The sequence below is a fragment of the Methanonatronarchaeum sp. AMET-Sl genome (genome assembly GCF_029854155.1).
In the GTDB taxonomy this organism is placed as follows: Archaea; Halobacteriota; Methanonatronarchaeia; order Methanonatronarchaeales; family Methanonatronarchaeaceae; genus Methanonatronarchaeum.
Genome location: NZ_CP122958.1, coordinates 267,353 through 293,368 on the forward strand (window position 1 = coordinate 267,353; position 26,016 = coordinate 293,368).

The 26,016-nt window shown below is 37.7% G+C and carries 25 protein-coding genes, 1 tRNA gene and 1 pseudogene; 12 read left to right on the forward strand and 15 right to left on the reverse strand.

The features are described from left to right. Positions 1–191: 191 nt before the first annotated feature. From QEN48_RS01270 to QEN48_RS01280, 3 genes are all read right to left on the reverse strand, one after another. Positions 192–1,079 carry a glycosyltransferase family 2 protein gene (locus tag QEN48_RS01270; RefSeq protein ID WP_280108610.1) on the reverse strand — a complete coding sequence of 296 codons (888 nt, stop codon included), beginning with the start codon at positions 1,077–1,079 and terminating at the stop codon, positions 192–194. 38 nt (positions 1,080–1,117) lie between these two features. Next, positions 1,118–2,092: a DUF1616 domain-containing protein gene (locus QEN48_RS01275; protein WP_347985113.1), complete on the reverse strand. Its 975-nt coding sequence runs from the start codon at positions 2,090–2,092 to the stop codon at positions 1,118–1,120. A 97-nt stretch (positions 2,093–2,189) separates the two neighbouring features. Further along, positions 2,190–2,948, reverse strand: coding sequence for a nucleotidyltransferase family protein (locus tag QEN48_RS01280; protein WP_280108611.1), 759 nt, complete (start codon positions 2,946–2,948; stop codon positions 2,190–2,192). 543 nt (positions 2,949–3,491) lie between these two features. On the opposite strand from QEN48_RS01280, the gene QEN48_RS01285 reads away from it, so the two are divergent. Next, on the forward strand, positions 3,492–3,638 hold the full coding sequence (locus tag QEN48_RS01285) for a hypothetical protein (RefSeq protein ID WP_280108612.1): 147 nt from the start codon (positions 3,492–3,494) through the stop codon (positions 3,636–3,638). Continuing rightward, positions 3,613–3,936 carry a hypothetical protein gene (locus QEN48_RS01290; RefSeq protein WP_280108613.1) on the forward strand — a complete coding sequence of 108 codons (324 nt, stop codon included), beginning with the start codon at positions 3,613–3,615 and terminating at the stop codon, positions 3,934–3,936. Before QEN48_RS01285 ends, QEN48_RS01290 begins: the two co-directional genes overlap by 26 nt. A gap of 1,102 nt (positions 3,937–5,038) precedes the next feature. Here QEN48_RS01290 and QEN48_RS01295 read toward each other — a convergent pair. Together QEN48_RS01295 and QEN48_RS01300 are read right to left on the reverse strand one after the other, a co-directional pair. Continuing rightward, positions 5,039–5,893 (reverse strand): hypothetical protein, encoded by an 855-nt coding sequence (locus QEN48_RS01295; protein ID WP_280108614.1) that lies wholly within the window; start codon positions 5,891–5,893, stop codon positions 5,039–5,041. A gap of 249 nt (positions 5,894–6,142) precedes the next feature. Next, positions 6,143–6,448, reverse strand: a complete 306-nt coding sequence (locus QEN48_RS01300; RefSeq protein WP_280108615.1) for a hypothetical protein — start codon at positions 6,446–6,448, stop codon at positions 6,143–6,145. A 1,071-nt stretch (positions 6,449–7,519) separates the two neighbouring features. Here QEN48_RS01300 and QEN48_RS01305 point away from each other — a divergent pair. Further along, the gene (locus tag QEN48_RS01305; protein WP_280108616.1) at positions 7,520–8,263 is read left to right on the forward strand and encodes a hypothetical protein; all 744 of its coding nucleotides are present in this window, start codon (positions 7,520–7,522) and stop codon (positions 8,261–8,263) included. 445 nt (positions 8,264–8,708) lie between these two features. Here QEN48_RS01305 and QEN48_RS01310 read toward each other — a convergent pair whose 3' ends face one another. Both QEN48_RS01310 and tnpA read right to left on the reverse strand, forming a co-directional pair. Further along, positions 8,709–8,885, reverse strand: a complete 177-nt coding sequence (locus QEN48_RS01310) for a hypothetical protein (protein ID WP_280108617.1) — start codon at positions 8,883–8,885, stop codon at positions 8,709–8,711. A 369-nt stretch (positions 8,886–9,254) separates the two neighbouring features. Beyond that, positions 9,255–9,451: pseudogene (tnpA, locus tag QEN48_RS01315) on the reverse strand (IS200/IS605 family transposase); the annotation flags it as partial. Between the two features lie 232 nt (positions 9,452–9,683). Here tnpA and QEN48_RS01320 point away from each other — a divergent pair. The 3 genes from QEN48_RS01320 to QEN48_RS01330 all read left to right on the forward strand — a co-directional run bounded on the left by QEN48_RS01320 (position 9,684) and on the right by QEN48_RS01330 (position 11,949). Continuing rightward, positions 9,684–10,103: a hypothetical protein gene (locus QEN48_RS01320; protein ID WP_280108618.1), complete on the forward strand. Its 420-nt coding sequence runs from the start codon at positions 9,684–9,686 to the stop codon at positions 10,101–10,103. Between the two features lie 287 nt (positions 10,104–10,390). Continuing rightward, the gene (locus QEN48_RS01325; protein ID WP_280108619.1) at positions 10,391–11,377 is read left to right on the forward strand and encodes a GDP-mannose 4,6-dehydratase; all 987 of its coding nucleotides are present in this window, start codon (positions 10,391–10,393) and stop codon (positions 11,375–11,377) included. A 62-nt stretch (positions 11,378–11,439) separates the two neighbouring features. Further along, positions 11,440–11,949 (forward strand): type IV pilin N-terminal domain-containing protein, encoded by a 510-nt coding sequence (locus QEN48_RS01330; protein WP_280108620.1) that lies wholly within the window; start codon positions 11,440–11,442, stop codon positions 11,947–11,949. A 1,163-nt stretch (positions 11,950–13,112) separates the two neighbouring features. On the opposite strand, the gene QEN48_RS01335 is transcribed toward QEN48_RS01330, so the two are convergent. Beyond that, the gene (locus tag QEN48_RS01335; RefSeq protein WP_280108621.1) at positions 13,113–14,828 is read right to left on the reverse strand and encodes a type IV pilin; all 1,716 of its coding nucleotides are present in this window, start codon (positions 14,826–14,828) and stop codon (positions 13,113–13,115) included. Between the two features lie 465 nt (positions 14,829–15,293). Here QEN48_RS01335 and QEN48_RS01340 point away from each other — a divergent pair, with 465 nt between their 5' ends. Further along, positions 15,294–15,914 (forward strand): archaellin/type IV pilin N-terminal domain-containing protein, encoded by a 621-nt coding sequence (locus QEN48_RS01340; RefSeq protein ID WP_280108622.1) that lies wholly within the window; start codon positions 15,294–15,296, stop codon positions 15,912–15,914. A 20-nt stretch (positions 15,915–15,934) separates the two neighbouring features. Beyond that, entirely contained in the window at positions 15,935–16,954 is a 1,020-nt protein-coding gene (locus tag QEN48_RS01345) for an archaellin/type IV pilin N-terminal domain-containing protein (RefSeq protein ID WP_280108623.1), read from the forward strand. A 434-nt stretch (positions 16,955–17,388) separates the two neighbouring features. Here the strand turns inward: QEN48_RS01345 and QEN48_RS01350 are convergent, their stop codons facing one another. Continuing rightward, positions 17,389–17,916: a metal-dependent hydrolase gene (locus tag QEN48_RS01350; protein WP_280108624.1), complete on the reverse strand. Its 528-nt coding sequence runs from the start codon at positions 17,914–17,916 to the stop codon at positions 17,389–17,391. Beyond that, positions 17,916–18,215, reverse strand: coding sequence for a hypothetical protein (locus tag QEN48_RS01355; protein WP_280108625.1), 300 nt, complete (start codon positions 18,213–18,215; stop codon positions 17,916–17,918). The genes QEN48_RS01350 and QEN48_RS01355 overlap by 1 nt, the downstream gene beginning before the upstream one ends. Here QEN48_RS01355 and QEN48_RS01360 point away from each other — a divergent pair. Further along, positions 18,187–18,462, forward strand: a complete 276-nt coding sequence (locus QEN48_RS01360; RefSeq protein ID WP_280108626.1) for a hypothetical protein — start codon at positions 18,187–18,189, stop codon at positions 18,460–18,462. The two genes, QEN48_RS01355 and QEN48_RS01360, sit on opposite strands and share 29 nt — an antisense overlap. 125 nt (positions 18,463–18,587) lie before the next feature. Here the strand turns inward: QEN48_RS01360 and QEN48_RS01365 are convergent, their stop codons facing one another. Further along, the gene (locus QEN48_RS01365) at positions 18,588–19,835 is read right to left on the reverse strand and encodes a tyrosine-type recombinase/integrase (RefSeq protein WP_280108627.1); all 1,248 of its coding nucleotides are present in this window, start codon (positions 19,833–19,835) and stop codon (positions 18,588–18,590) included. Between the two features lie 345 nt (positions 19,836–20,180). Next, positions 20,181–20,255: transfer RNA gene (locus tag QEN48_RS01370), tRNA-Arg, on the reverse strand. A gap of 56 nt (positions 20,256–20,311) precedes the next feature. On the opposite strand from QEN48_RS01370, the gene QEN48_RS01375 reads away from it, so the two are divergent. Further along, positions 20,312–20,737, forward strand: coding sequence for a hypothetical protein (locus QEN48_RS01375; RefSeq protein WP_280108628.1), 426 nt, complete (start codon positions 20,312–20,314; stop codon positions 20,735–20,737). Between the two features lie 11 nt (positions 20,738–20,748). Here QEN48_RS01375 and QEN48_RS01380 read toward each other — a convergent pair whose 3' ends face one another. Then, on the reverse strand, positions 20,749–21,195 hold the full coding sequence (locus QEN48_RS01380) for an Lrp/AsnC family transcriptional regulator (protein WP_280108629.1): 447 nt from the start codon (positions 21,193–21,195) through the stop codon (positions 20,749–20,751). Positions 21,196–21,324: 129 nt separating this feature from the next. Between QEN48_RS01380 and glnA the strand changes: the two genes are divergently transcribed. Together glnA and QEN48_RS01390 are read left to right on the forward strand one after the other, a co-directional pair. Continuing rightward, positions 21,325–22,680, forward strand: coding sequence for a type I glutamate--ammonia ligase (gene glnA / locus QEN48_RS01385; RefSeq protein ID WP_347985114.1), 1,356 nt, complete (start codon positions 21,325–21,327; stop codon positions 22,678–22,680). 26 nt (positions 22,681–22,706) lie between these two features. Continuing rightward, positions 22,707–23,837 carry a DUF1464 family protein gene (locus QEN48_RS01390; RefSeq protein ID WP_280108631.1) on the forward strand — a complete coding sequence of 377 codons (1,131 nt, stop codon included), beginning with the start codon at positions 22,707–22,709 and terminating at the stop codon, positions 23,835–23,837. Positions 23,838–23,875: 38 nt separating this feature from the next. Here QEN48_RS01390 and QEN48_RS01395 read toward each other — a convergent pair whose 3' ends face one another. After that, positions 23,876–24,799, reverse strand: coding sequence for a beta-ribofuranosylaminobenzene 5'-phosphate synthase family protein (locus QEN48_RS01395; protein WP_280108632.1), 924 nt, complete (start codon positions 24,797–24,799; stop codon positions 23,876–23,878). Positions 24,800–24,873: 74 nt separating this feature from the next. Continuing rightward, the gene (locus tag QEN48_RS01400; RefSeq protein WP_280108633.1) at positions 24,874–25,905 is read right to left on the reverse strand and encodes a MoxR family ATPase; all 1,032 of its coding nucleotides are present in this window, start codon (positions 25,903–25,905) and stop codon (positions 24,874–24,876) included. Positions 25,906–26,016 lie beyond the last annotated feature (111 nt).

Genomic DNA, 26,016 nt, shown 5'->3' on the forward strand with positions numbered 1-26,016 from the left:
CTTCAAACAACAACTTTCCCAGCTAAAAAAACCAGGTATCTCTTACATCATATCTATTAACAACGTTTAAATACTTAATCGATGCTTATAAATTTTAAGTTAAATACCATATATACAACAGTTAAATACAAAAAATATATGTAGATATAAAACTGGGTTCTGTGTTTATTTCCTTGTTTTTGTTTAGGTTTTTATTCTGTGTTTTTTGTGAATTCGGAGAGTACGTTTAATGTTAATCCTGCTACTGCGAGTTGTACGCCTATTATTCCTAGGAACCCTGATATGGCGAGGTCTAGGGTGTATGGATTGCCTGTGGTATAATAGAAAGTTAGTCCGAGATATCCGAATATCCCTGCAAAGATAAAGGTGATTAGGGAGGCGGTTCCAAACAACAGGAGCGGCTTTTTATATCCTATCAATGTAACTATCCGGCCGAGTACATCGAGTCCGTGTTCAAATGGTCCTTTGCTATGGCTGTTAGGGACATCGTATCGCACTTCAACTGGTTTCTCCATGATTTCTAGGTCTTTCTCCGAAATCTGGGATATCATATCATTCTCAACATGAAAACCCTTACTACTATCCAAATTAACTGCTTCGATTGCTTTTTTGTTAAGGGCTCGAAATCCGGATTGTGAGTCCGTAACCTTCTCTTTCGAGGTGAAGTTTGTGAAAAAATCTAGTATAAACAACCCAAACCGACGATATAAAGGTATATCCTTCTTACCATCCTCTAAAAACCTTGAACCAATCACCATATCAGCCTCTCCATCTATGATAGGTTTCAATAGGTCTTCAATATACTCAGGAGGATGTTGTCCATCCCCATCCATAAGCAAAACCGCATCGTAGCCATTTTCCAAACTATATTTTAATCCAGTCGAAATCGCTTGGCCCTTCCCCCTATTCGCTTCATGCTTTATTACTTCTGCTCCAGACTTCCTAGCAACCTCCGATGTCCTGTCAACACTTCCATCATCAACCACAACTACATCATCAACTCTCCCCTTAACCAAAGAAACCAACGTACCTATAGTCAGTTCCTCCTCATAAGCCGGAATAACAACAGCAACATTCATTCTATACACTCCAAACAATAAATTCTAAACTCTAGATCTCATTCAACGACATTTATCCATAGATGTACATCACTATATACCGTTGAGTCTTTTATCAACAAGAACTGCAGTTTATATTCACCCTCTTCATCAAACGATATATTTAGGTCTTTTCCAGTAGTGTTCTCCAGGAGTTCTTCTCCAAGCTTCTCTCCATGTTCTAGTTGTATTTCTCCTCCATAGGTGGTGTTTGGCTCCATCTCAAGCTTGATTGGTTGCTCCATCCAATCTATTTCCTTATCCGTTTCGTTATAGGGGTCTCCCTCCATATATCCACTTTCCCCCTGATATGGATACACAACTAATTCATACTCCATCGGCCTCTGCTCCAAGTTTTGTCCTCCAAGGATTATTTTTGCTGTTTCTCCTGTTGTTAGGTTCTGTGGATAGTTATCTGCATCTCCTTCCGGACCAAGAACATAAAACTCTGTAATCGGTTCATCCTGAGGTATCGGCATAGAAACAAGAAGGCCTGCAGAAGCTATTATCAAGGCTATTATTACGATTAATGGTATAGTTTGTTGTTTCCTACCTCTAAAAGGGTTTGATATAGAGATATTTTCTATATCTATCTTTATTCGATATGGTTCATCCATACCTACAAACGGATCTTCATACTCCCGTCTCCTGTAGTACACAAACAAACAAAACAACAAAGTAAACAATGACACCGAAACAACCAAATTAGTTGTCCCAATCACAAACGGAGATAAATATAAAATTGAACCTATTAGCGGTACAACCAAAATTGAAAAACCGACAGACAACGCAATCCGGTCAGAAACAGGTAAATCATTTTTCCCAAGATAAAAAACACTAACAACAAGATAACCAGGAATAAAAACAAAGAAAAAAACAGTTAAAACAGTTAAAAAAGCCTCCAACCTATAAACATCAACAAACGAATTCACAGCCCCAATTAACAATAAAAAGGCTACAAAAAATAAAATCCCTAATAAATCATGATCTTCCAATTTCTAAATCACCCATAAAAACTACTAATTATATTTTTTTAATTAGGTTGTTTCCCCTAGTCTTTTTTCCAGATTGTCCCTAATTCACTATATAGTTTTATTTGTTGTTTGTTCTTTCTTGTTCTTTTTTGTCAGCTTGTCTAAGTGATTTGAATGTACCTATGTCGAATCTTGTTCCATTGAACTCATATCCCTTCACCGTGTTGTTGTCTTTCCTCATCTGTTCTATTGCATCTGTCAACCAGAGCTCGTTATCTTTACCGGGCTCTATCTCCTCAATATACCGGAATATCTCTTGATCCAGTATCATTAAGCCTGCTATGTTGAGCCAGTGGCCATCTCTCTTGTATGGCATAGCTTCCTCCATAGAAGGCTTCTCAACCATACCCAACACTTTGTTATCTTGGTTTAGGTCTACGATTCCGAACCTGGTTGGGTCATCGACCGGATGTAAAACAAGCGTCCCGCTAGAATCATTGTCGTGGTGGTAATCTACTATTTCTTGCATTGAGTTGTATGGGGTGATATAATTATCTCCGTATACGAGTGCGAAGTCGTCTTCTATGAAGTCTTTTGCTAGGTATGCTGCGTCTGCAGTTCCCCGAGGTTCTTCCTGCACCCTATAATACACATTCATATCCAGGATGTCGCCGGAGCCAACATAATCAATTATCGCATTCTTCTTACGGCCAACAACAATCAAAACCTCATCAATACCACCCTCCTTCAACACCCTCAAAACATGCTCGATAGTCGGTTTCCTACCAACACGAATCATCTCCTTAGGAATTGCATTCGTAATCGGCCTCAAACGAGTTCCCCTACCAGCAGCCAAAACAACAGCCTTATCAACCATAACAAAACACCAAAAACAAACAAAAAATACCCAGACACAAACTTATTTTTTCCCCCAAAAAACAACCAAATAAATACCAAAAAAACCTTACAAAAAAGACCTAAAGACAAAACTAAAACACCAAAACCCATAAAATATATTTCTACAACACCAACTCACCTCTAATCCCTAAAGACGGTTATAAAGCCACAAAAAACCACATAATACGTCAAAACCACCGCCTACATACTCTTTACCAAAGCAACACACACTTAGAAACACCTCTCCACCCCCTCCGCATCATTATCAGAACTTACTGAAAACCCATCAATTCACCTTTAAAAAACTTAATTGCTTAAACCTGCTTCTGTAACCAACCCAAAATCCATATCTTAATGATTCGAAGTACCCCCCCCCATCCAAACACATAACCCAAGCTAAAAAAAATTTCAAACATACCAATAACAATAACTCCAGAAAACCAGTTAAAACAAACAGAGTTCAAAACAACAGTTACAGCGATAACGAGGCGAAAGCACACAACACAGGTATCGACACATACAATTGATCAAAGAAATAAGACACCTCAAAGACATACAACCAATTACATGTGAAGGCGTCCAAAAAACACAAAAATACTTCAAGCACCCTATATTTGGGTTGAACGACAACGCGGACAAAAACGGTGCAGTATACGGTAAAAAAGCTTAAAGCAAGTACTCAAAACCCACTGTCCAAAGCAAAGGCCACACTGGCACGACCCAAAACACAGGTCAGCACCCACCACAACAACAAACCCCCCCAAACCTTCTCCAATAACCATAGACCCAGCCCAAGAGAACCCCACAGCCCTAGCCGTAAAAGAAAGCCAGAACAGACAAACCCAACACCAACAAACACCAACAAACACCAACAAACACCAACAGACAGAACAACAGAAACAACAGTCGTCAACTACCCAAGAAAACAGCCGCGTTATAACAACAGTTTTGTTGTACAGAGAGACTAGTGAGATCAGTTACTGGATTTTCGACATCCAGACCAACAGTATACGAAGACAACAAAACAACAGTGAGAAGAGGCAGCGATAACACAACAATAAACAGTGATAGCGGGCAAGTAAGCAACTGGTACCAACAGTCTAACTAGTACTAACAGTCGCAAAAACCCCAATACCCCCTCAACAAATAACAACCAAAGAACTAACACTCAAACCAGGGAGTTAAACAAAGGAGTATGGAATAACAAATCTCGAAAAAAAAGTAAAACAACAGACAGAACAAACGATAACAAAAACCTTAGAACAACAATGAACCACCTTAACAAACCACAGACCAAAAAAACAAATAAAAACCAAAATAACCACCCTACATAAAGACAGAACACCCCATTTTTTTCTTGTATCCAAGCAAAGACCACTCCTCTTTAGAGACGGCCCACAAACCTCAATAGACATAAAATAAATCGAGAGACCATTTGATATAGCAACAGACATCCCCCGCCACCCAATAAACAATGGCCCCACAACAGCTCTGAAAAAAAAAGACCTAAATATATTTTATAAAGATTTTTGGGATTTAAAATGGTGTAGTGGTGTTGTGTCAACACCACCGGAGAAAAAAGTAGGTCTGAGGAAGACTTTTTCCACAACTCCCCTCCTGTTCATGTGGAGAAGAATCCCCGCCTACCCTATAAACTAGGTTAGTTTATATTTTTGTTTTGAAAGTAAACTAGCTTAGTTTATATTTTTATTATGATAAAAACCCTAAAAACAAAAAAAAATACTTTTAAAACCCCTTGAATATAAGATGTGGCTGTAGGCCTTATTGATCACAGACTATCTGTTGAAGGAGGAGCAGTGTTAATCTCTATATTATTTCTTAGGAGCTGTTTTTTGTATTTTTTTTATTGTATTTTTAATTATTATAGCTGGAAAATCCATCAGATTGATTCAAATAGAATTTAAATCTAAATATAACTCCCTAAAAAAAATAAATCCGAAAAAAATTGATTTTAAATAGTTTTTTTTTAAACTTTTTATTGGTTAATAATCGATTTGTTTTGGGTGATTTTTTAGGTGTTTTTTGTTTTTCTGGGGTTTGTTTTATTTTTTAGTTATTGTGGTTTTTTAGGTGTTTTTTGTTTTTTTGTAGTAGTTGTGGTATTTTTTGGGTTGGTGTTTTGTTTTTGAGTATTTTTTTGTATTTGGAGTTGCTGTAGTTTTTTAGGTTTTTATGGATTTTTTGTATTGTTTTTTCTGGTTGGGGGTGTTTTTTTGTTATTTCTATTATTGGTGTTGTTGTTTGGTCTTTTAGGTCTCTTGGGATGTCTTTTATGTCTTTAATTGTTAGTTCAGCTGCTCTGTAGTTTCTTAGGTCTTTTATTATTTTGTTTTGGTTTTTTATGTCTAGTTTTTGGGCTGGTAGTTTCGAGAACCAGTCTATGTCTCTTGCTCTATATCGATATAGTTTGGTTGATTGTTCGATGATTTTCTGTGTGTCCTGTGTTCTCTGTATTTGTTCTATAGTTTTTCTTTCAACCATTGGTATCTGGAATAATTCGGATAGATATTTGATGGTCATTTTTCGTATCTGGGAGTTCATTTCATCTAGCTCTATGAAAGCCATCATTCCTGAAAAAGCGATGTTAGCAGTTAACTCAACTTTTAGTTGCTTATCCAGATCCCTAGTGTCTATTATGTCGTCAAGTGAATTTATATATGCATCAAAACCGACAAGAGATCTATATACCTCTCTAGGGAGTTCACAACCCAGATAGCATTCATATACAGGCACCACCACCTCTGACCGAAGAGACTTCATACCTGAACTCCAGGTCCGACCAGGTCTTTCAAGAAGCCCGCTGACACCATAAACATCCGAATCCAACATCTCACCGATCCTCTCTTCCTCAACAGCTACCTCCCTACACAGCTCATTATACAGGGAAACAAGATCCTGAGACATTTAACCACCAAACCAAAAAACACTACAAAAACTAAACATATGGTATACAAAAGAAAAATAAAAACTTTACCCAAAAAACCAACCCCCAAAGAAATGAAACAAACTAACCCAACAACCAAGAAACACCAAAATAAAAAACCTATTAAAAAAAGGAAAAAAAGGATTCATTCCCTACCTACAAATCAAGCTATATGAATAAGAAATGGGGTCGGGCTTTCAAATAACATAGAACAACAGAACACTTGGTCTTTATTCTTCTTTTTGTTTGATTGATTTCATGTATCTTTGTGCTGCGTAAATCCCTATCGCATAGATCCCGATCGAAAATATACCTACCGAGAAAATGCCGATGGCGAATATCCCTACTGAGAATATTCCTGCAGCAAATACACCAGCCGAAAATAAACCAGCTGACAAAAACCCAAAACTATAATCCCCTGCTGAAATCACATCAAAACCAGCTATACTCTCGATGCCAGCAGCGTAAAGCCCTAAACCAACCAACACCAAAACAATAATAACGATGCCACTAAGATCCTCAAAACTAAAACTCATAACCAAAAACCCCAAAACAAAAATCTAAACAAACATTTAAATAGTTTCTGGAAAACACTACCAAAAACCCTTTACTGGAACCTGAATCCACCAACTCTAACAAAATCGAATTTATATTTATTTCCCCTAACTAATAGAGATTAAAATAAAAAGATTTAATTTTTCTATTAACTTTCTTACTGGGTTTTTTATCTTTTAAATATTTTTATATCTCTGAATAATTCAATTTCAATATATACTTATTTTATTTTTCATGTCGCCTAGAATGTCGCTACACCGTTTTCAATTTAACGAATGAGTGAACTATATTGAAGAGATTAACTGTAATAAATCAACAGATCCCAATGGAAAAGCAAAACACAAAAAAACCCATTAAAAATCCAAAAACAAAGATAAACCCCCCCTAAACTCCTTGTATTTAGATTTCGTTTGCTAACAATGATCTCATATGTTTGTTATCAACTAAAAACTGGATATGTAGAGCTAAACTTACTGTAGGCCTTTATAACCGAATATTAAAAACAAGCTCAAAAACCCCAAAACAAATTAAAGAAAAAACCAGAAAAAACAAGGAAACTACAGGAAAACGGAGAAATAACCCTAAAAACACCAACTACCTCAAAGACATGGATCTAACAAAAAAACAACAAAAAACAAAAACAATAAGTAAACTTCATATTTAATGTAAATTGAGACATACAAAAAAAAATAATGACTTGTTTAAATGCCTAATCATTTAAGTTATTGTTTAAAAAAAATAACTACTACGGAGACGGAGTGGTTACCGAAAGGGTATATTTTCCCTAAATCCATTACCACTCCGTTTCCTATCTCAACTAAAAAATTAGTGATCAAGTAGTTATATTAAGGCCCGGCTAAATGGAAATTAAGGCTAAAGTATAACCCCTATTTTTACATAAAAAACCAAAAAAGAGGCTAAAAACTGAGCCAAACCCAAATAACCTATAATTCAAAACGGGAAACTTCCAAGGTACCATAAAGAAAACGAAATCAAAAAAATAATAAACATATTAATTAAAATTAAAAATCACAAAAGAGAGAGTTTACTATATGAGCTATATCGAATTCATCGGTCCACCAGGAACAGGGAAATCAAAAATACATCAAGAGCTAATAAAAAAAACTGATTTTTATGGAGGATTTAACGAAGATGGGTTAGAGAGAGCTTTTTTAAACGATAAAATAGAATTAAAAGCCAACCATAAATTCAAACGCATATATAGGTTTTGCCCATCATCATTTAAGTCATTTTTTGATGACAAAATACTTCAATATTACATTGGAGATATATGTTTCACTAATTTCATCTCAGAAAAACCAGGTTATCTAGAAATTATTAAAGATGGTCTAGAATCAGTAGCTGTTGAAAAGAAAAAAATAATAAACTACCTAAAACATAATGCTGAAAAATATCAGCTCGGCATATCAACTAAACTTCCAAACGAAACTCTAGTTCTAGACGAAGGGTTTAGCCAAGGAAGTGTCTCTATATTGTGGAGAGAAAACAAAAGAAGGTTTTCCTTAAAAAAATATTTTGAAGTTGCTCCAACACCAGATAAAATAATCTACATAAACGCGCCAACTGACCTCTGCATCGAAAGACAGAGAAAAAGAGGAAATATAATTGTAGATAAAAATTATGGTACACCCCAAGAACTCCAAAAAAAACACGAAAAAGCATGTAATGAAGTAGTGAACTACCTCGAAAAAAATGGTGTTGAAAAAATCCAAATAAAAAACAAAAACAAATCAATAAAGAAAAAAACCGATAAAATAAAGAAAAAACTTAAATAAACAAACCAACCACCTCTCAACCACCCAAAATATCCTCAACAAAAAACCAAAAAAATAGACTTAGAAAACAGAGAATTCTAACCACAAACCGATATACAAGATAAAAAACGAATCCACCAAGAAACATAAAAAAAATAGAGAAAAAGGAGAACCCCTTCCCCAAATACTCAATCCTGACATAACTAAAAATCTACAAAACAACCCAACCAACGCGAAACAGAAAAACCCAGATCAATAACTTCAAGGAAGAGGAGCCCTCCCCTTAATCCTTGATAGCCTCTATTCCATTTGAGGAGCCTAAAAATCGTTTAGGAACTGCAGACCCACCGCTTCTTTTATTCTATATAGCCTCTATAAACTCAACCCATAACCCTCTTTTTAGTTGTTGGGATAAAGAAGTTCACTTCTAGTTTAAAGAAGAGGTTTTGACCTATACCTAAGGTTTTTAGTTACCTGGTTCCGCATTTTCTAGTGCTTCTATCGCGGCGTCAGGCAGTTCTCCAGCTGCATCTTCAAGGGCAGCTTGAGCTGCTTCCGGCAGTTCTTCAAGCGCACCGGTTTCAGCAAGCAATATAATAAGTTCAATAGCCTCCTCCTCAAACGGTACTCCAGCAAAACTCATAAAAAACCCACCTCCTTAAATAAATTTAAATATTAAATCAACTAAAACCCTTCGATTCCACCCAACCACCAAAGACACTAAATACCTAATGACATCCCCCGTAAAAGAGGGAAGGCCTTAATCCTCAGTTGAAATAAAACATCAAAAAACCATAGAAAACCCCACAAACCCCCAAAAATAAGACAAAGCCAGCTATAAATCACAAACCACACAACCAAACCAACATCAACTATGAAAACCAAACCATCTTCCTTCTGGAGATGAAACGTACCCCCCTCAATAGATATAAAAACCATATAACAGAATCTAAAACCTGCGAGGGCGAGCTCCCCGACCAACCGGAGTCAGGGGTGAAGCCCGACACTCGGCCTAATGTTCCGTCTCCACGATAAATCGTTCAACAACTTCCTCCGACACCACACCCGTCGTTCCCACGTAGTACCCAACCTTCCAGAAACCACCTCCCAAAAATACGACTCCCGAATCTCAGGAGACCGCTCCAGCAAATGCTTCCCCGATTACGACTTGAACTGCCGAACAATATCTGCCGGACCATGCTTCGGGTCTGTTCAACGCGCCCGAGGCCGTTTACATGTAAGTTTATACCTTTACCTAACCAAAACCTAACACAACAAAACACAAAAAAAGAGATCTACATTGAAGAACGGTGAATGGAACTCACCACTCCCATGCTAACTCCAAGATTGATTAGACTACATCCACACCAAACCTCAATGGAGTCCTTTCTCTTTAATTTTAAATATAATAATTTGTTTTATTTTATAGGGTGTGAAATGGATGAAGATTGCTGGTAAAAAGAAAATTATTGTTATTCTAGTTGTTGTTTTTCTGTCAACTGCATTCCTCTGTGGCTGTATACAGACAAATGGAGATAATGAAACAAATAGTGATAACGAGTTACCGGATAATGGTGATCTGGAGAAAACAGATGCTTATGTAGCTGATCACCAACCAGATGAATCCCGTTATGGCCCGGATTTTGAAGCAGAAGTAGTAAACCAAGCAAATGTTTCAGGCACCATTGAAGTCACTCTCTATTTTTATGATGAAAACGATGACCCCATAGACACCGTAGTAAAGGAACTATCAATCGACAGCCAATCAACAGAAACTATAGAGTTCCACAACGTCGGGCTGCCAGACAACACTGAATCATACGGCATAGAAGTTACAAAACAAGGCCATGAATACACATAAAACAACCAAAACAAAAAATAACCCCTCTATAACCATTTATAAGGTTTTAGATACGATAAATCCAGGCCCAATAGCTCTTTGAGTCTTTGAAAAACCCTTGAACAAAAAAATTATTGATACGGCCAGCTATCGACTCTACATACCCCTGTCTCCCAATTAATTCTTTTTAATCTATCTCTGTTTTAGTTTATTAGTTACCTAAATCCAGGTATTGGGTAGGGTATGTTAGGTAGGAATAGAGTTAAGTTTTTTTATAGGTATTATTTTGTTTGTTTGGTGATTTTTATATGGATGTTCTTGTTACTGGTGGTGCTGGATTCATTGGCTCTCACTTAACTATGGGTTTATTGGATAAGGGGTTGGATGTAGTTGTTCTCGATAACTTAAATGATTATTACTCTCCAGAAATCAAGGAAAAGAATCTTGAGTTATGTAGAGATAGGGCAAATGAAACCGATGGTGGACTAGAGTTTATAGAGGGAGATGTCAGAAATCGGGATTTGGTTGAGGGGGTTTTTGGTAGGTTTGGTTTTGATGTTGTTTTTCATGAGGCTGCTCAAGCTGGTGTCCGATATTCGGTTGAGAATCCTTTGGAGCCGGATAGAGTGAATGTGGAGGGAACCCTCAACCTACTGGAAGCATCTGTTGACTATGGTGTGGGTCGCTTCATAAACGCTTCTTCTTCCTCTGTATATGGTGAAACCGAGTACCTGCCGTTCGATGAAAAACACCCTAAAACACCCCGAAGTCCCTACGGTGTCAGCAAACTGGCCAGCGAACAATACACCAGGGTATACCACGAACTCTACGACATCAACACAATCTCCCTCCGATACTTCACCGTCTATGGACCAAGGATGCGGCCAGACATGGCTATCTCAAACTTCACAAAAAACTGCCTAAACCAAAAACCACCCCAAATATACGGAGACGGCCAACAAACCAGAGACTTCACCTACATCGACGACGTCGTAAAAGCCAACCTAAAACTACTCGACAACAAAAAAGGATACGGAGAACCCATCAACATAGGCTCCAACCAAAACATAACAATAGAACAACTCGCACAAAAAATAATAGACATAACCGGATACCAAGGAAAACCCAAATACACAAACAAGAAAAAAGGAGACGCCCGACACACCTACGCAGACATAACAAAAGCCAAACAAAAAATAAACTACCAACCAACAACCACCCTACAACAAGGACTAAAAAAATACAAAAAATGGCTAAAAAACAACAAAAACTGGTACAAACCACAAAAACCATAAAAAACCCAAAAACACCCCAATCCTTATAAAAAGTAACAAAGAGAAACATTGAATGTGTAAAAATGAAACAGACATTAAAACAGAAAATAAAAAAAGAAGACGGTGTATCCCCCGTCATAGGCGTCATACTAATGGTCGCCATCGTCGTCCTACTAGCCGCAATCGTCGCCGCATTCGTATTCGGAGTAGTCACAATACCAGAACCAACACCACAAGCAGCAACCACAATCGACGACGCAACATGGGATGGTGATACTTTAGAGTTGACTTTACTACATCAATCTGGAGCATCACTAGCAGCTGACGACACAAAAGTAATAGTAACAGCCTGGAATGATGAAGAGGACTCTCCATTTACTGCTGAACGCCTACTATCAGATTTAGAAGATGAGTTTAATGCAGGCGATTCTTGGTCAACAGGTGAAAGAATAACTCTATCGATAGAAGACGATGATTGGGATTTAGATGATGACGGGCCTAATCAGGTTGAGGTGCGGTTGATTGATGTACCTTCTGAAGGTACGATCAGTGTGATGACAACCACCAACATAATAGACACAACAGAGGATTAATAAACTGATTATGACGGTTGATGGGTTGGTTGCCTGTTTGGTTTGTTAGAATCGTTTATTGAGGGGGTTTTTCCCTCTTTTTTATCTATTTTTTTGAATCTTTTTTTTTGTTCTTTGAGGTTTGTGATTGATTTCTTTTTTTTCGGGTTTTATGTATTTTGGATGGTTTATTAGGTTTTTATATAGATTATTATTTTTATTATTTTATTATTAGTATAGTAGGAATCGAGTCTTTGGAGATTGCGAAGTTTTTTAATGATTTATGGTATTGGGTTTATAGAGCCTAAAAAAGATTTAGAAAAAACTAAGAGCCGACATATAAAAAACCCGATAATCAACTTAATAAATAATAAATATAGAGATAAAACCAATAAAAACTAAAAATACGCTAGTTAAAAAAAATCATATAGTCAAGCCAGTAATTAACTTCATATAAAGTGCCATTACCACAGTTAAACCAGTTATCATTGTGGTCTAGATACGTATTTAGAGTAAAAACTAATGCCAGACCTAAAACAAGCAGTATTAAAGCAATAGACAATTCAGCCACAAAACAAATGATGAATATGATGAATCTTATTTTGCTTGTTTTAATCAGCCTGTAGCGTACTTAAACACTAGATAAAACTATATCTACAGTTAAAATACCTGATGAATTTAAAACTTAGATATAGGTATTAAGTGTATAAAAAGACGTTAATTGGAAGAATCTACAAAAAAGACAAAGCACTCATACTGACATAAAAACCAAATCAAATAAAGATTAAAACGGTAATTTCGACCAATATGATTAACAGGAGAACCTGAACAGGTGGAGGTTAATGCGATGGATACTACATTCCAAGGGTACAATAAGGAATTATAACCATCAAGATAACAATCATCTGAGAAAAACCCAAATCCATTTAAAAAATTGGATAGAGGTCTAAATAAATGCGGATATTTTTTTAAATGCGGATATTTTTTTAATCCTTATCTCTTACTTCCAAACCCTTTTTTACATATCTAATAATTTAAGATTTATTCTATAAATTAGATTTCTTTAATTTTGATTTAATCTATATTTTAAGTGATTTAGGCTTTATTTAATGGTTTTTAGATTTAAAGAGGGATATAGATACTTTAAATCTAAAAATAATTCAAGAACGGTATATGATTAAATATCAATTTGGTTGACCAAACACTATTTCTCCGTTATAGGATTTATTTTGATGGTCTCTTTCTATTTCTATCGTTACTTTTCCATCGTCCCTATTGATTTCAGTAATATCCATACTGGGATCTATTGTTATCACAGTGTTTTCATTACTTTCTATGTCATAGTCAGGGTCTTGATCGCCTGTATATTCTAAATTTAATGTTACGTTGTTTGTATTAGCCCATATTTTTTCTACTCTATCTGTTTCTTCAATTTCATCGCCATCCTCATCATCTTCTTTGATTATTATATCATATGGGTCTTCCTCTGCCTCTTCAACAGTTACTGTTGATGTATCAGTTATTTCATTACCATCTGCATCTTCTGCACTGAATTCTATTGTATATTCATCTGCAGTTTCTTCGTTGAATGTGAATGTTGCTATACCCTCTGTATCAGTTGTCTCAGTATCTCCAGTTTCTATGCCATTGAGTCCGTCATCTTCTTCAACACTTATCTCTATGCCTTCAATAGGCTCACCTTCGTAATATGCTGTAACTGTTATTTCTCCGTTTTCACCGGCTGTAATTGTAACGTCATCCGCTTCTATTGAATCAACATTTGCTGGTTCAACAGTTATTGTTGATGTATTTTGTATGTCTGGGTCTTCTGCACTGAATTCTATTGTATATTCACCTTCATCGTCACTGTAGATATCTTCAAATGTGGCTGCACCATCTTCAGTATCCAGTTCGTCTGTTTCACTTATACCTTCAAGACCTTCTTCTACAGAGTCAACTGTTACGGTTTCATCATCAACGAGGTTACCAAATTCATCAGTTACTGTAACCGTTATATCTCCAGTTGTTTCAGGTTCCAAAACAAGATCAGGTGTTTCTATCTCTGCTACATCTGCTGGTTCAACAGTTAGAGAATCACTTGCTTGGGTTACTTCATCTGCATCAGCTGTAATTGTATGTTCATCATCTGCTAAAGTAATAATGTCTTCATCAATTTCTGCAGTGTATTCTCCATCTTCATTTAATTGAACTATATTTTCAGTATAAACTTCTTCATCCTGGGTTCCGGAAATTATTTTAAAATCTGTTAGGTCTTGGTCCGCCACCCGATCACCATCTTCGTCATACACTGTAACCGTTACATCCAAGCTATCACCAGCAGTTAGTGGATCTTCACTAAAAGATGTTATCTCAACTTCGAAATCTGGTTGATCATAAACCACCTCTTCAGATACATCTGAATTTAGAGCTTGGATCGTATTACCTGTAGGAGTATGTATTATCCAGACCTCTACTTCAACTATATCTCCCTGAATCTCCCCAAAATACTGTTCCAGGTCATCAAGGTCAAATATTTTATTTATTTCCTGGCCTGCAGTCCAACTTTCCTCTCCATCCAGCCATTCAGATAGATCGAACTGCTCCGCATAACTATTCTGCTCACTATCATAAACTGTAACCGAGGTATGAACGTCCTCACTATCGATTGGGCTACCCATCCGATGAAAAAGAGATACACTAACCAACTCTACCTCTCCATCCTCATTAACTTGGACGTTTGGTTCTTCAATTGAGATTTCGGCAAGAGGTTCACGCTCCAATGATAATTCAACGAAAACAAAAGTAGAGACCATTCCAGCTAAAACTACAACTATCCCTACCATCAAAATAACACCGATCACGGGGCTAACACCCCTCTCACCACCGAAGAACCCAACCATAAAAACCCTAATAAAGAATGGAACACCATATAACTTTAGATTTACCCAAAAAACTGACTACTAAAAAAACTAGCGAGCCAGATAAAAAACCACCTAAAAAACTGTATAAACAGAAAAAAAGACAAAAAACCTGTGATTTATTCTGTGATTTATTAATAGTATACGGTATTTCAATCCTCCAAGAATAAAGTTTTTAAATCACTACCTTTCTAATTCCATTACCTCCTATCCCAATACCATAAATTAAAGTTATTTTTCAGGAAAATATCCAGGTATTTAGATATAAAGCAATCTAAAACAACCTAAATCGATATAAAGGATAATAAAATATATTTACGGTTTTTAATGTTTTTAAAAATTATAAATATTAATTAAAGCGTGTATCCTTGGTTTTTTCATTTTTGATAAACGCTAAACGGGTTTATATACCAAAATAAACTTCTTTTGTAGTAGGTGTATAGAGACATGAACAAGATACAGAATTTCTTCCAGGCAGAAGAAGGTCAGGTCGGAATCGGAACCCTAATCGTCTTCATAGCCATGGTCCTAGTAGCAGCAATAGCCGCCGCAGTACTAATCAACACAGCCGGATACCTACAAGAACAAGCAACCAGAACAGGAGAAGAAAGCACAGCCGCAGTATCAGACGGAGTAGATGTAGGACTGATAACAGGAGAAATAGAAGAAGTAGATATAGATGGTGATGGTTCAGAAGATGTTGTTACTGAAGTTAATATGAATCTAAAGCTTAAACCAGGTAGCTCACAAATCGATTTAACAGCAATGACAATAGACTATAACGACGGAACTGTAGCAAAAACACTAACACATGGAGAAACCGCAGATGAAGCACAATTTACTGTACAACCTATTTACGATGAAGATAGTTCAATTACTGATGATAATGTAATGGCCGACAGCAGCGATGTAGCCCAAATAACAATAGATACCAGTACGGATGATGTTAATGGTCTTGAAGCTGGTGATACTGCCGACCTAGTTATCAATCCTGGTCAAGGTTCAGAAGCCTATGCAACACTTGTTGTACCAAACACACTCACAGGACTAGACGTAGTACAACTATAAAAAATGGAGTGTAAAACAAAATGAATAAAATACAGAGTTTTTTTGAAGCAGAAGAAGGTCAGGTCGGAATCGGAACACTGATCGTCTTCATAGCCATGGTCCTAGTAGCAGCAATAGCCGCCGCAGTACTAATCAACACAGCCGGATACCTACAAGAACAAGCAACCAGAACAGGAGAAGAAAGCACAGCCGCAGTATCAGACGGACTAGAAGTAGGAACAATAACAGGAGAAATACAAAACAACATACTAAAAATCGAGACTATTAACGAACAACATATAATGGACCTTAGTGGCACGGATTGGAGCGTTGATGAAGATGATACTACTGTTGAGATTGTTGATGATAGAAAAGTTCACTTCGAAGTAACCATAACCGGTAATGGAGAAGAAATAAATGATGTTGCCGCCACTCTTTCAGTATTCGACGATACTAATGATTATGAAGTAGAAGTAGCAGAAGAAACCGAAGTCACTCTTAGCAGTGAAGACGATGAGGTTACTTTAGTGGGTGCTTGGATGCCTGACGCTGATGAAGAAGTTGAGGTCGAAGACAGCCCGTTTGATGTCAAAATAGATGTCGATGGAGATTCAGATGATACTACAGATTCAGAGGATGATACTATAGTGGTTGTTGAAGAGGATATTGATCGTGCGGTTACTCAGGTTAGTATGAATGTTGAGTTGAAGCCTGGTAGCTCTAACCTCGACTTGTCTGTGGTGACTATTGATTACGTCGATGATAGTGTTGCTACTACGTTGACTTATGGCGGTAACAACGGTGACCTTGGTGCTATCGAAGGTGATGGTGAGTTTGTTGTAGATCCTATATATGATCAGGATGGTTCGATTGACTCGGATAAGGTCATGACTAGTAGCCAGGATGTTGCTCAGATATGGATTGATTCCTATGGACTGACAGATGGCCTGCAAACAGGTGAAAGTGCTGACATAGTTATAACACCAGGTGATGGTTCAGAAGCTTACGCAACACTTGTTGTACCAAACACACTCACAGGACTAGACGTAGTAGGGCTCTAAAAAACACATGTAAAAACGCTGAAATATATTGTTGGTTGGATTAACCCCCAACCACACAACCCTCCCTTTTTTTATTAACTACCTTTTCCTTGAATCCTGTGTTTATCCAAATTGATTTTAATTTAAACATCCTCAACCACTTATCCCATCATATCTCCAGATAACATTGTCGAGATGGTTTGTATGGCCTAAAAATCATTTATTGCTCAATATAGACCTATCGGATAGCTTTTAAATTCAAAAATAGTTTTTTCAGTTAAAAAATACATAATATAAACCATATAACTACAGATATTTCACTTAAAAATATATGTCGGGAACTTGTTTGGGTTAAGTTAGATAGGTGTTTAATTTCAATTAGATAGGGTTGGTTTTTTTGGTTTTTAGGTGGTGTTTTTAAGTCATTGGGTCTGTGTTTTCGGTATTTTTATGTTCTATTTTTTTGTTGTGTTTAGGGTTGGTTTGGGTTTGGGGTTTGGTTTTTTGTTTATTGTTTCTATTATTTTGATTGTGATTGCTGTTGTGGTTGTTATTATTGCTGGTGTTATGTCGGTTGATAGGTAGAGCATGTTTGTTGGTCTATCTATGATTAGGGGGTAGAATCCCCAGTACTGGCTGGGTGTTGGTTTGAGTAGGTAGTAATCGAGTATTAGGTGTGAGATTGCTCCTATGATTAGGAGGGTGAATATTTTTTTTCTATGTTTTTTGTCGAAGAGATATGTTATGAGTAGGGCTGTGATGGTTGTTCCGATTAGGGTGTGCAGTCCCCACCATGAGTAGGGGGTTCCAAGTAATTGTTGTATGTGTTCTGGTGGGATGATGTGTTGGATTCTTGAGAGGTCTGGTAGGATTGCTCCGATCATTCCTATGGGTATGTGTTCTTTCTTTATGTAGTTGGTTTTCATTGACATTATTTTGAGTATTATGTAGATGATGAGTACGTGGGTTAGGAGGTCGGCCATTATAACCGTCTCCTGAAGACATATTTTTTGTAGCCCGGTTTCCAGTAGGTTAGGAAGAGGAGGAGGGTTAGGGTTAATCCGATGAATGAGGCCAGCCACATGTAGGTGGTTTTGTTATCGCTTGATATAATCTCTATCTCGATGAATAGTTTATCGACCTGAAGGGTGTTATCGGCCTCTAATACTCCTGTTACATATACTGTGTCTCCTATAGCTAGGTCGCTACCTATATTTGTAAGGGTTAGGTTTTGGTGGTGGTTTGTGGTTTTGATGGATATTGTTGTTGGCTCGGTGTTCACTATATTTCCTTTAACCGTTATTTCATTGCCAATATGTTCACTGCCTGTCTCTGAGGTCTTCTATCAGGCTATTCATCTTGTTTTGGTATTGCTGTCGGTCCATAAAATCGGTTTGTCGGTGACCGGCATACCCTACATTAAGAACTTGGAATCGATATCAAGAGAACCGAGACTAAAACAACTCTCCACTTCATTCCTACTCAAACTCAAACTTTGTAGTCTTGCAGAGAAAACTGGGGTTCTTTAAACTCTCTGACTTTCAATACTCAACCAACCATTTACCATCTAAGTACTTGTGCCTTTCTTTTTTATAAAGAAAGTGTATTGGATAAGATGTATTTTAAAGAAAGTGTATTGGTTAAGATGTGTTTATTATTGTTTTTTTCTTATGATTATTTGGTTTTCATTGATTTTTTCGATGTATTTCCATCCTTTGTTTAGGTGTTTTTGTAGTTTTTTTGGTTCTATGATTTTGTCTTTTTCTTCTGTTGGTGGTGTGGTTGTGAAGTCGATTTTTTTGTATTGTTTTCTGTGGTATTTGGTTTTGGTTTTGTCGTAGTATGGGTCTTCGCTGCCTGGTAGTACGTGGCCCATGAAGAATTCTTGTGTGCCTCGGTCTAGGATTTCTCCGGTTTCTGTTTCTGTTCTTAGTTGGGATTTGAATGCTTTTCGGAGTGTGTGGGGTGATATGTGTTGGTGTTTGTCTATTTCTGCGTGTTTGGCTGCTTTTTTGATTTTGCGGGATATTGATGATCTGGTTACTCGTTCTTGGTTTCGGTTTTCGTATTGGTTCCATTCTGAGTGGAATAATGGGTGTTCTGGTTTTAGTTCGCCGTATTTTGTTTTTCTTTCGTTGAGGTATGTTTTGAGTGCTTTGGTTGCTTGTTTGCAGATGAAGCTGTAGTATGGTATTTTTCCTTTGCATGCTCCTTCTAATCTTTGTTTCATTTCGGGGTATACGGGTAGTTTGATGACTTCGTGGTCTTGTTTGAGTTCTTGTTGTATGTCTTTTATGTTTAGTGCTAGTAGGGTGTTTATTCGGAGGCCGCTGCTCCATAGGGAGAGTATTATTGTTCGGTCTCGGTTGCTGTTGGCTGCGTCGGCGATTTGATGGACTTCGTGTTTGGTTGGGATGTATTCTTGTTTTTTTCTGTATCTTGTTGGTATGTGTAGTTTGTCGATTTCTATGTCTTTGTTGTTGGTTCTGTAGAAGGATTCGATTCGTTTTATTTCGCTGTTTATGTATCTTCTGCTTTTTTCTTCTATGAGGAGTTGGTCTCGATAGTCTTCTAGCTGTTGCTCAATCGCTTCTTTTGTTTGTTGGGTGAGTTGGTCTGGCTCTATGTCTAGGTGTTTGGTGTATCTGCTGATTGTGCGGAGGTATACTTTTCTTGTTTTCATGCTTTTTGTTTGTCTTGCGTAGTGGTTGAGGAATCTTTGTATTGTTTTGTATTTGCTTTTCCATGCGTCTGTTCCTTTTCTGGCTTTGATTTTGAGGTTTTTTTCGAACTGTCGGAGTGGTTGTTGGCCTTGTTTGAATTTGCCGAACTGTTTTTTCTCTCGCTGGTTTTGTTGGTTTTTGTTTTCTGGTTTTTGTTTTGGTTTGTTTTTCTGTGTCATTTTGGTTACCTTTGTTTTTGTGGTTTGTTTGTGGTTTTTTGGGTTAGGTAGGTATACTTTTCGATTTCTTGGGGTTTTCTGGTTTTTTTGGTGGTTTTTTGGGTTTTTTGTGGTTTTTTTGGGTTGTTTGGGTTTTTATGGTGGTGGGTTTGGGTTGGTTTTGTTGTGTTTTTGGTCTGTGTTTTCTTGGGTTTTTTGGGAAAAATTAGACTGTCTCTAAATACTTTTAGAAAGAAATTAGGGGTTTTCGGGATATCAATATTGTTATAAATATATATAAATATGTTATATTGGTTTTTATGCTTTGAGAATCCGTAATTTTTTTTATTCGTTCGCTGTGGCGAGCGGACCCGAGGGGATTTGAACCCCTGATCTACAGCTCCGAAGGCTGTCGCCTTGTCCGGACTAGGCTACGGGCCCAGAAATGCATAGGGTTTTTATTGTTGAGCCTAATATTTCTTCTGATTAGTGATATTATGTCTGTACTTTCTGAAGCAAAGGTTTTGGAGAAAATTAATAATGATGAGTTGTTGATCAAGCCTTTTTCTAGTGATTGTTTGCAGCCTGCTTCTTATGACCTGCGGGTTGACCAAGATTATGTGTTGGAGGGGCATTGTCTTGTTAGTAGTTTGGAGACTGTTGGCTTACCTATGGATGTTGCTGGTTTGATTCGTATGCGTTCTACCTTTGGTCGTGAGGGTGTTTTTTTGAGTGGGGGGTATATTGATCCTGGTTATAAGGGTGATATTACTTTGTGTCTTTTTAATGCTGGTGAGCCTGTAGAGATAGAGGAAGGGGAGGGTATTGCTCAGATTATTTTCTTTGAAGTTATTGGTGAGACTGGAGGATATGATGGGAAATATCAGAATTCATGTGGTGTTATTGGGTCTAAAAGGCTTTAATACGTTAGATTTTATAGTTGTATTTGGTGTTGTTCTTTTATTGTGTTTAGTGTTAGCATTGTGTATGTTTTTTTTACGTCTTTTCTTGATAATATTTGTTTTATGAATTGGTTTAGTTGTTCTCGGTTTTGGAATTTGGCTATTGTTATTGCGTCGTATTCTCCTGTTACATCATATACTGCTGTTATGTGGGGGTTTTGTGCTATTTCTTTTTCTAGGTCTTCTATTTGGCTTCCTTCTCCCGAGATTCCGATTATTGTGATTAGGTCGTATCCGAGTTTTTGGTAGTCTATGTCTGGTACAAAACCTTTTATTACTCCGTTTTTTTGCATTTTTTGTATTCGGTTGTATACTGTTCCTTCCGATTTGCCTATGTTTTTGGCTATTTCTCGGTAGGGTTTTCTTGCGTCTTTCTGGAGTTCTTTTAGTATTTGTATGTCGGTTTCATCAATACTCATACAATGTATGTATTAGTTGTGTTGTATTGAAGTTTTCTTCATATTTTTTGGGTTTTATTGTTGATTTGTTCATCTGAAAAGGTTTATATAACATTTAAATTCAAAATATGGTTGGAATAATTAAATAAAATGGTGAATGATAATATGAGTGATTTAGATAAAGAGAGTGTTTTAGATAGAGCCAGGGAAGCGGATGTTAAGTTTGTCCGATTACAGTTTACAGATATATTGGGTATAGTTAAGAATGTGGCGATCCCGATAACTCAGTTGGAGAAAGCCTTTGACGAGGGTATTTGGTTTGATGGGTCATCAATCGAAGGTTTCGTTAGAATACAAGAGAGCGATATGCGGTTAGAGCCTGACCCCGATACCTACGCAGTCTTACCATGGAGAGGTACCGAGGACGGGTCAAACAACACCGCCAGACTAATATGTGACGTGAAAACAACTAACGGAGACGCGTTTGAAGCAGACCCTAGAAATGTACTAAAAACCACAATACAAAAAGCACAGGACATGGGTTTTGATTTCTTTGCCGGACCAGAACCTGAGTTCTTTGTGTTTGAAAAAGAAGATGGGCAGGCAACTTTGAAGGCACATGATGCTGGTGGGTATTTCGACCAAGCACCAAAAGACTTGGCGTCGAACCTAAGGAGAGATATAATACTAACATTAGAAGAGATTGGGTTCGAGATTGAGGCCAGCCATCACGAAGTAGCCGAGGGACAACACGAAATCGACTTCAAATACGCAGATGGAATAACAACAGCAGACAACATAGCCACCTTCAGGTCAGCAGTAAGAGCAGTAGCCGAACTAAATGATTTGCATGCAACCTTTATGCCGAAGCCAATAACCGGTATAAATGGTAGTGGAATGCACGTACACCTCTCACTATTCCAAGATGGTGAAAATGCTTTCCATGACCCAGGTGATGAATACAACCTTTCAAAAACCGGGTATCACTTCCTCGCTGGAGTGTTGGAGCATGCACCAGCTATCACCGCAATCACAAACCCTATCGTTAACTCATACAAACGATTGGTACCAGGATACGAAGCCCCCATCTACATAGCTTGGAGCAACCTCAACAGATCCGCATTAATCAGAAAGCCAGCAGCAAGAGCACCCGAAAGCACCCGAATCGAACTAAGGTCACCAGACCCATCATGCAACCCCTACCTAGCACTCGCCGCAATACTAGGCGCAGGACTAGACGGAATCGAAAGAGAGTTAGAAGCTCCAGACCCAGTAAGCGAAAACATCTACCAACTAACCAAAGAAAAGAGAAAGGAATATGGAATCGAGACATTACCAGGAAACCTAAAACAAGCAATAGACGCCCTCAAACAAGACAAAGTAATACAAGACGTGTTGGGAGAGCTTGTTACCAGTAAGTTTATTGAGGCTAAAACCCGGGAGTGGGATGAATACAAAGGCCAAGTAAGTGATTGGGAAATCGATAGATATCTAGAAAAATTCTAACCACCCCAAACCCTATTTATTTTATTATGAAGGCTTTAGGCATCGACCCCGGAACCAAAAGCATGGACATCTGCGGCCTCCAGAACGGAGAGGTATACTACGAAAAATCAATCGACACAAAAAAGGCCGCAGAAAACCCAGCAACCATACTAAACCCCATCAAAGAAGCACAGCCAGATATAGTTGCAGCTCCATCCGGCTATGGAGTAGAACCAACAAAACTCAAAAACATACCCAAAAACAAACTCGAAAACTGGTACTATAATTACATTTTGTTAACTGAGAAAATGTATATCGATCGGGCTAGAAAGAACAATGTTTTCGGAGCCGAACTCTACCACGCAATGACCGAATCCATAAAACAAATGCAAAAACTAAAAACAAAGGTACAGTTTATTCCAGGCGTAATAAACCTCCAAACAGTCCCAGAACACAGAAAAATCAATAAAATCGATATGGGGACCGCAGACAAACTAGCCGTAACCGCACTCGGAATCCACGACCTCCATAAAAACCAAGAGATAGGATATGGGGAGGTTGATTTGTTGGTTCTTGAGATGGGTTTTGGCTACAACTCAATAATAAAGGTAGAGAACGGAGAGATTGTAGATGGCTTAGGGGGGACAACGATGCCGGGCCCTGGATTCCTAACCGCCTCCACTCTCGACCTTGAGGTTGTTCAGTTAGGTAAGGTCTGGGACAAACAAGACGTATTCCAGGGAGGAGCGCAAACAATCGCAGACGTAAAAACACCACAACAACTAATCGAAACACAACACAAACCAAAATCAAAACTCGCATTCAACGCAATGATCGAAGCAATCGAAAAAGGAATCAAATCACTAAGAACACAAAAAACAACCCCAATACTACTATCCGGCCGACTAAAAAACATACCAAAAATAAAACAAACAATCAAACAAAAACTCCACACCCACCCAATCAGAAACATGAAAACACTAAAAAACGCCACAAAAACAAAAGAAACCGCACAAGGATACGCAATGGTAGCAGACGGCCTCAACAAAGGAAAAAACAAAAACCTAATCAACCACATGAAAATACCAAAAGCAAAAGGACACTGCCTAGATTATCTATACCACCCAAAAGTCGAAAAAATACCAGAAACCTACACACAATTCAAACCAAAAAAATAACCCCCAAACCAAACCCCATTTAAATACAATAAAATCCCTTAACCATCATTTTTTTTTATGGTTGCTCCTTGGTTATCTGGGTTTGTTATGAATACATTTTTGATTATTTTTTTGGCTTGTTTTCGTGATTTTTTTATGTTTTGTTTGTTTGTTATTTGGTAGATTGTTGGTCCCCATGAGCTCTGTCCAACCCCCTTTGATATTTTTTGTAGTTTTTTTGTGAGTTTTTGTCCTTTTTTTGTTGCGTACTGGCCGTTTTGTATTGGTTTGAATGTTTGTCCCATCTGTTGTTGGATGTTGTGTATTGCTTTGTTGAATTCTTGGAGGTCTTTGTTTATTGATGGTATCATTCTACATAGGATTTCTGCTGATACTTTTTCTGTGTATCTGGGGGTGGTTGGCAGTAGTTTTTGGAGTGCTTTTTGTTCTTTTTTTCCGCTTACTCCAGTGCCGGGTGGAACTGCTATCAAAATCTTCCATTCTTTTGGGAAGTTTGTTCTGTATATCTGTCCTGTTTCTCCAGCCTCAACAACAAAACCACCATCTCTAAAAGTATTTAATCCAACCCTAGAGTATTTGAACCGCCCTAGGTCTTCTGCAACCAGTTCAACATCAACCTCAGTATCGTAGAGGTGTTTTATTGCAGTTAGTATTGAGAGGGTTGTCTGGGTTCCACTTCCAAAACCCTTATGCATAGGAATAACACTCTCAACCTCCACCTCAACACCCCCAACCCCCAAATACCTAACTATTTTCTCAGTTCTCTCCCGAATACTCTCTATATGGCTTTCAGGTATATTTTGGTTGGTTTTTATTGTGGTTTGGTTAGATTTTTTTATCTTGAATTTGTTTCTTGGTTCCTGTATTGCTAAACCTACACCACCATACCGAAGTGGGTATTCATCGCTTAGATTGATGAAGCCGAGGTGGAGGCGTGCGGGAGCGGAAACAATAACACTCATAGAAAACATCCAAGGTTTTTATTTAAACTATTTTTTTTATTATCAAGAGTTCTTCTTGGTGGTTTTGTGTTTGTTTATGGTTGTGTGTCGATTATGGTTTCTTTGTGTTTTTGTGTGAATTCTGTGAATTTTTGTGTTTTTTGTAGTGGTATTCCGGCTCTTAATGCGTCTTTTATTAGTAGGATTGTGAATTCTGTTGGTAGTTTTTCTGCGTATTCTATGAGGCGTTCTTCGTATCCTTGTTGATGTCTTGCTTTTTCTATTAGTGTGGTTACTATTACGTGTAGTATGTCTGGTCGTTCTGGTACTATGTCTTTGCCTTCGAGTATTTCTTGTGGGTCTGGTAGTTCATTTCGCATGCTAATATAAGATTGGAACTCTCTTGCTGCTTCCAGCCCTATTGCACTTGCAATATCGTTGGTTTCTGTGAACCCTATTTCTAATAGTTCTGAGACGCGTTCCCATGTTCTGGGGGTTGGGAAGGCGTGTTCACTCTCCCCCGGATTAAATTGGTATAACATTTCGGGCTTAAAGTTTAAGAACCCGATGACCTGTTTATCTATGTTGTTTTTGTAGGCCCAGTCTTTCCAATCCTCTATATCGGTCTCAACCTCCCAATGAATAAACCGGTTCGATAAAGGTGATTTCATTGGGTTTACTCCCGCCCGATCCTCCGGCCGGTTACCAGCGCTAATTATCACCCATCTCTCAGGTAATTTATAACTACCCAACTCCCTATCCAAGATAAGTTGGTAGGCTGCGTTCTGAACCGCTCCAGGAGCCAAATTAAGTTCATCTAAAAACAAAACACCCTCACCACCCTGAGGCAAGAAATGGGGTGTCGACCACCTAACAAACTCATCAGAATCCAACCTCGGCAAACCCCGCAAATCCACCGGATCCAATTGAGTCAACCGGAGGTCAATAAAATTATCCTCAACACTCATACCCAATTCATCAACAATCTGCTGAATTATCGCAGACTTACCAATACCAGGCCCACCCCACAAAAACGTAGGTGGCGCAGGCTCACCCGTCTCCAAAGAATAACTAACAATCCTCCGCAAAGTCTCCTTCGCCTCACCAATCGTCTTAGAAGCTAACAAACAAACCACCTAACAAATACAAATCAAAAAACTCCAATAAATAAAATAATTTTATAACTTATTTGATATTTGTTGTATACAAAAAAAATAACCACACCTACACAAACCAAC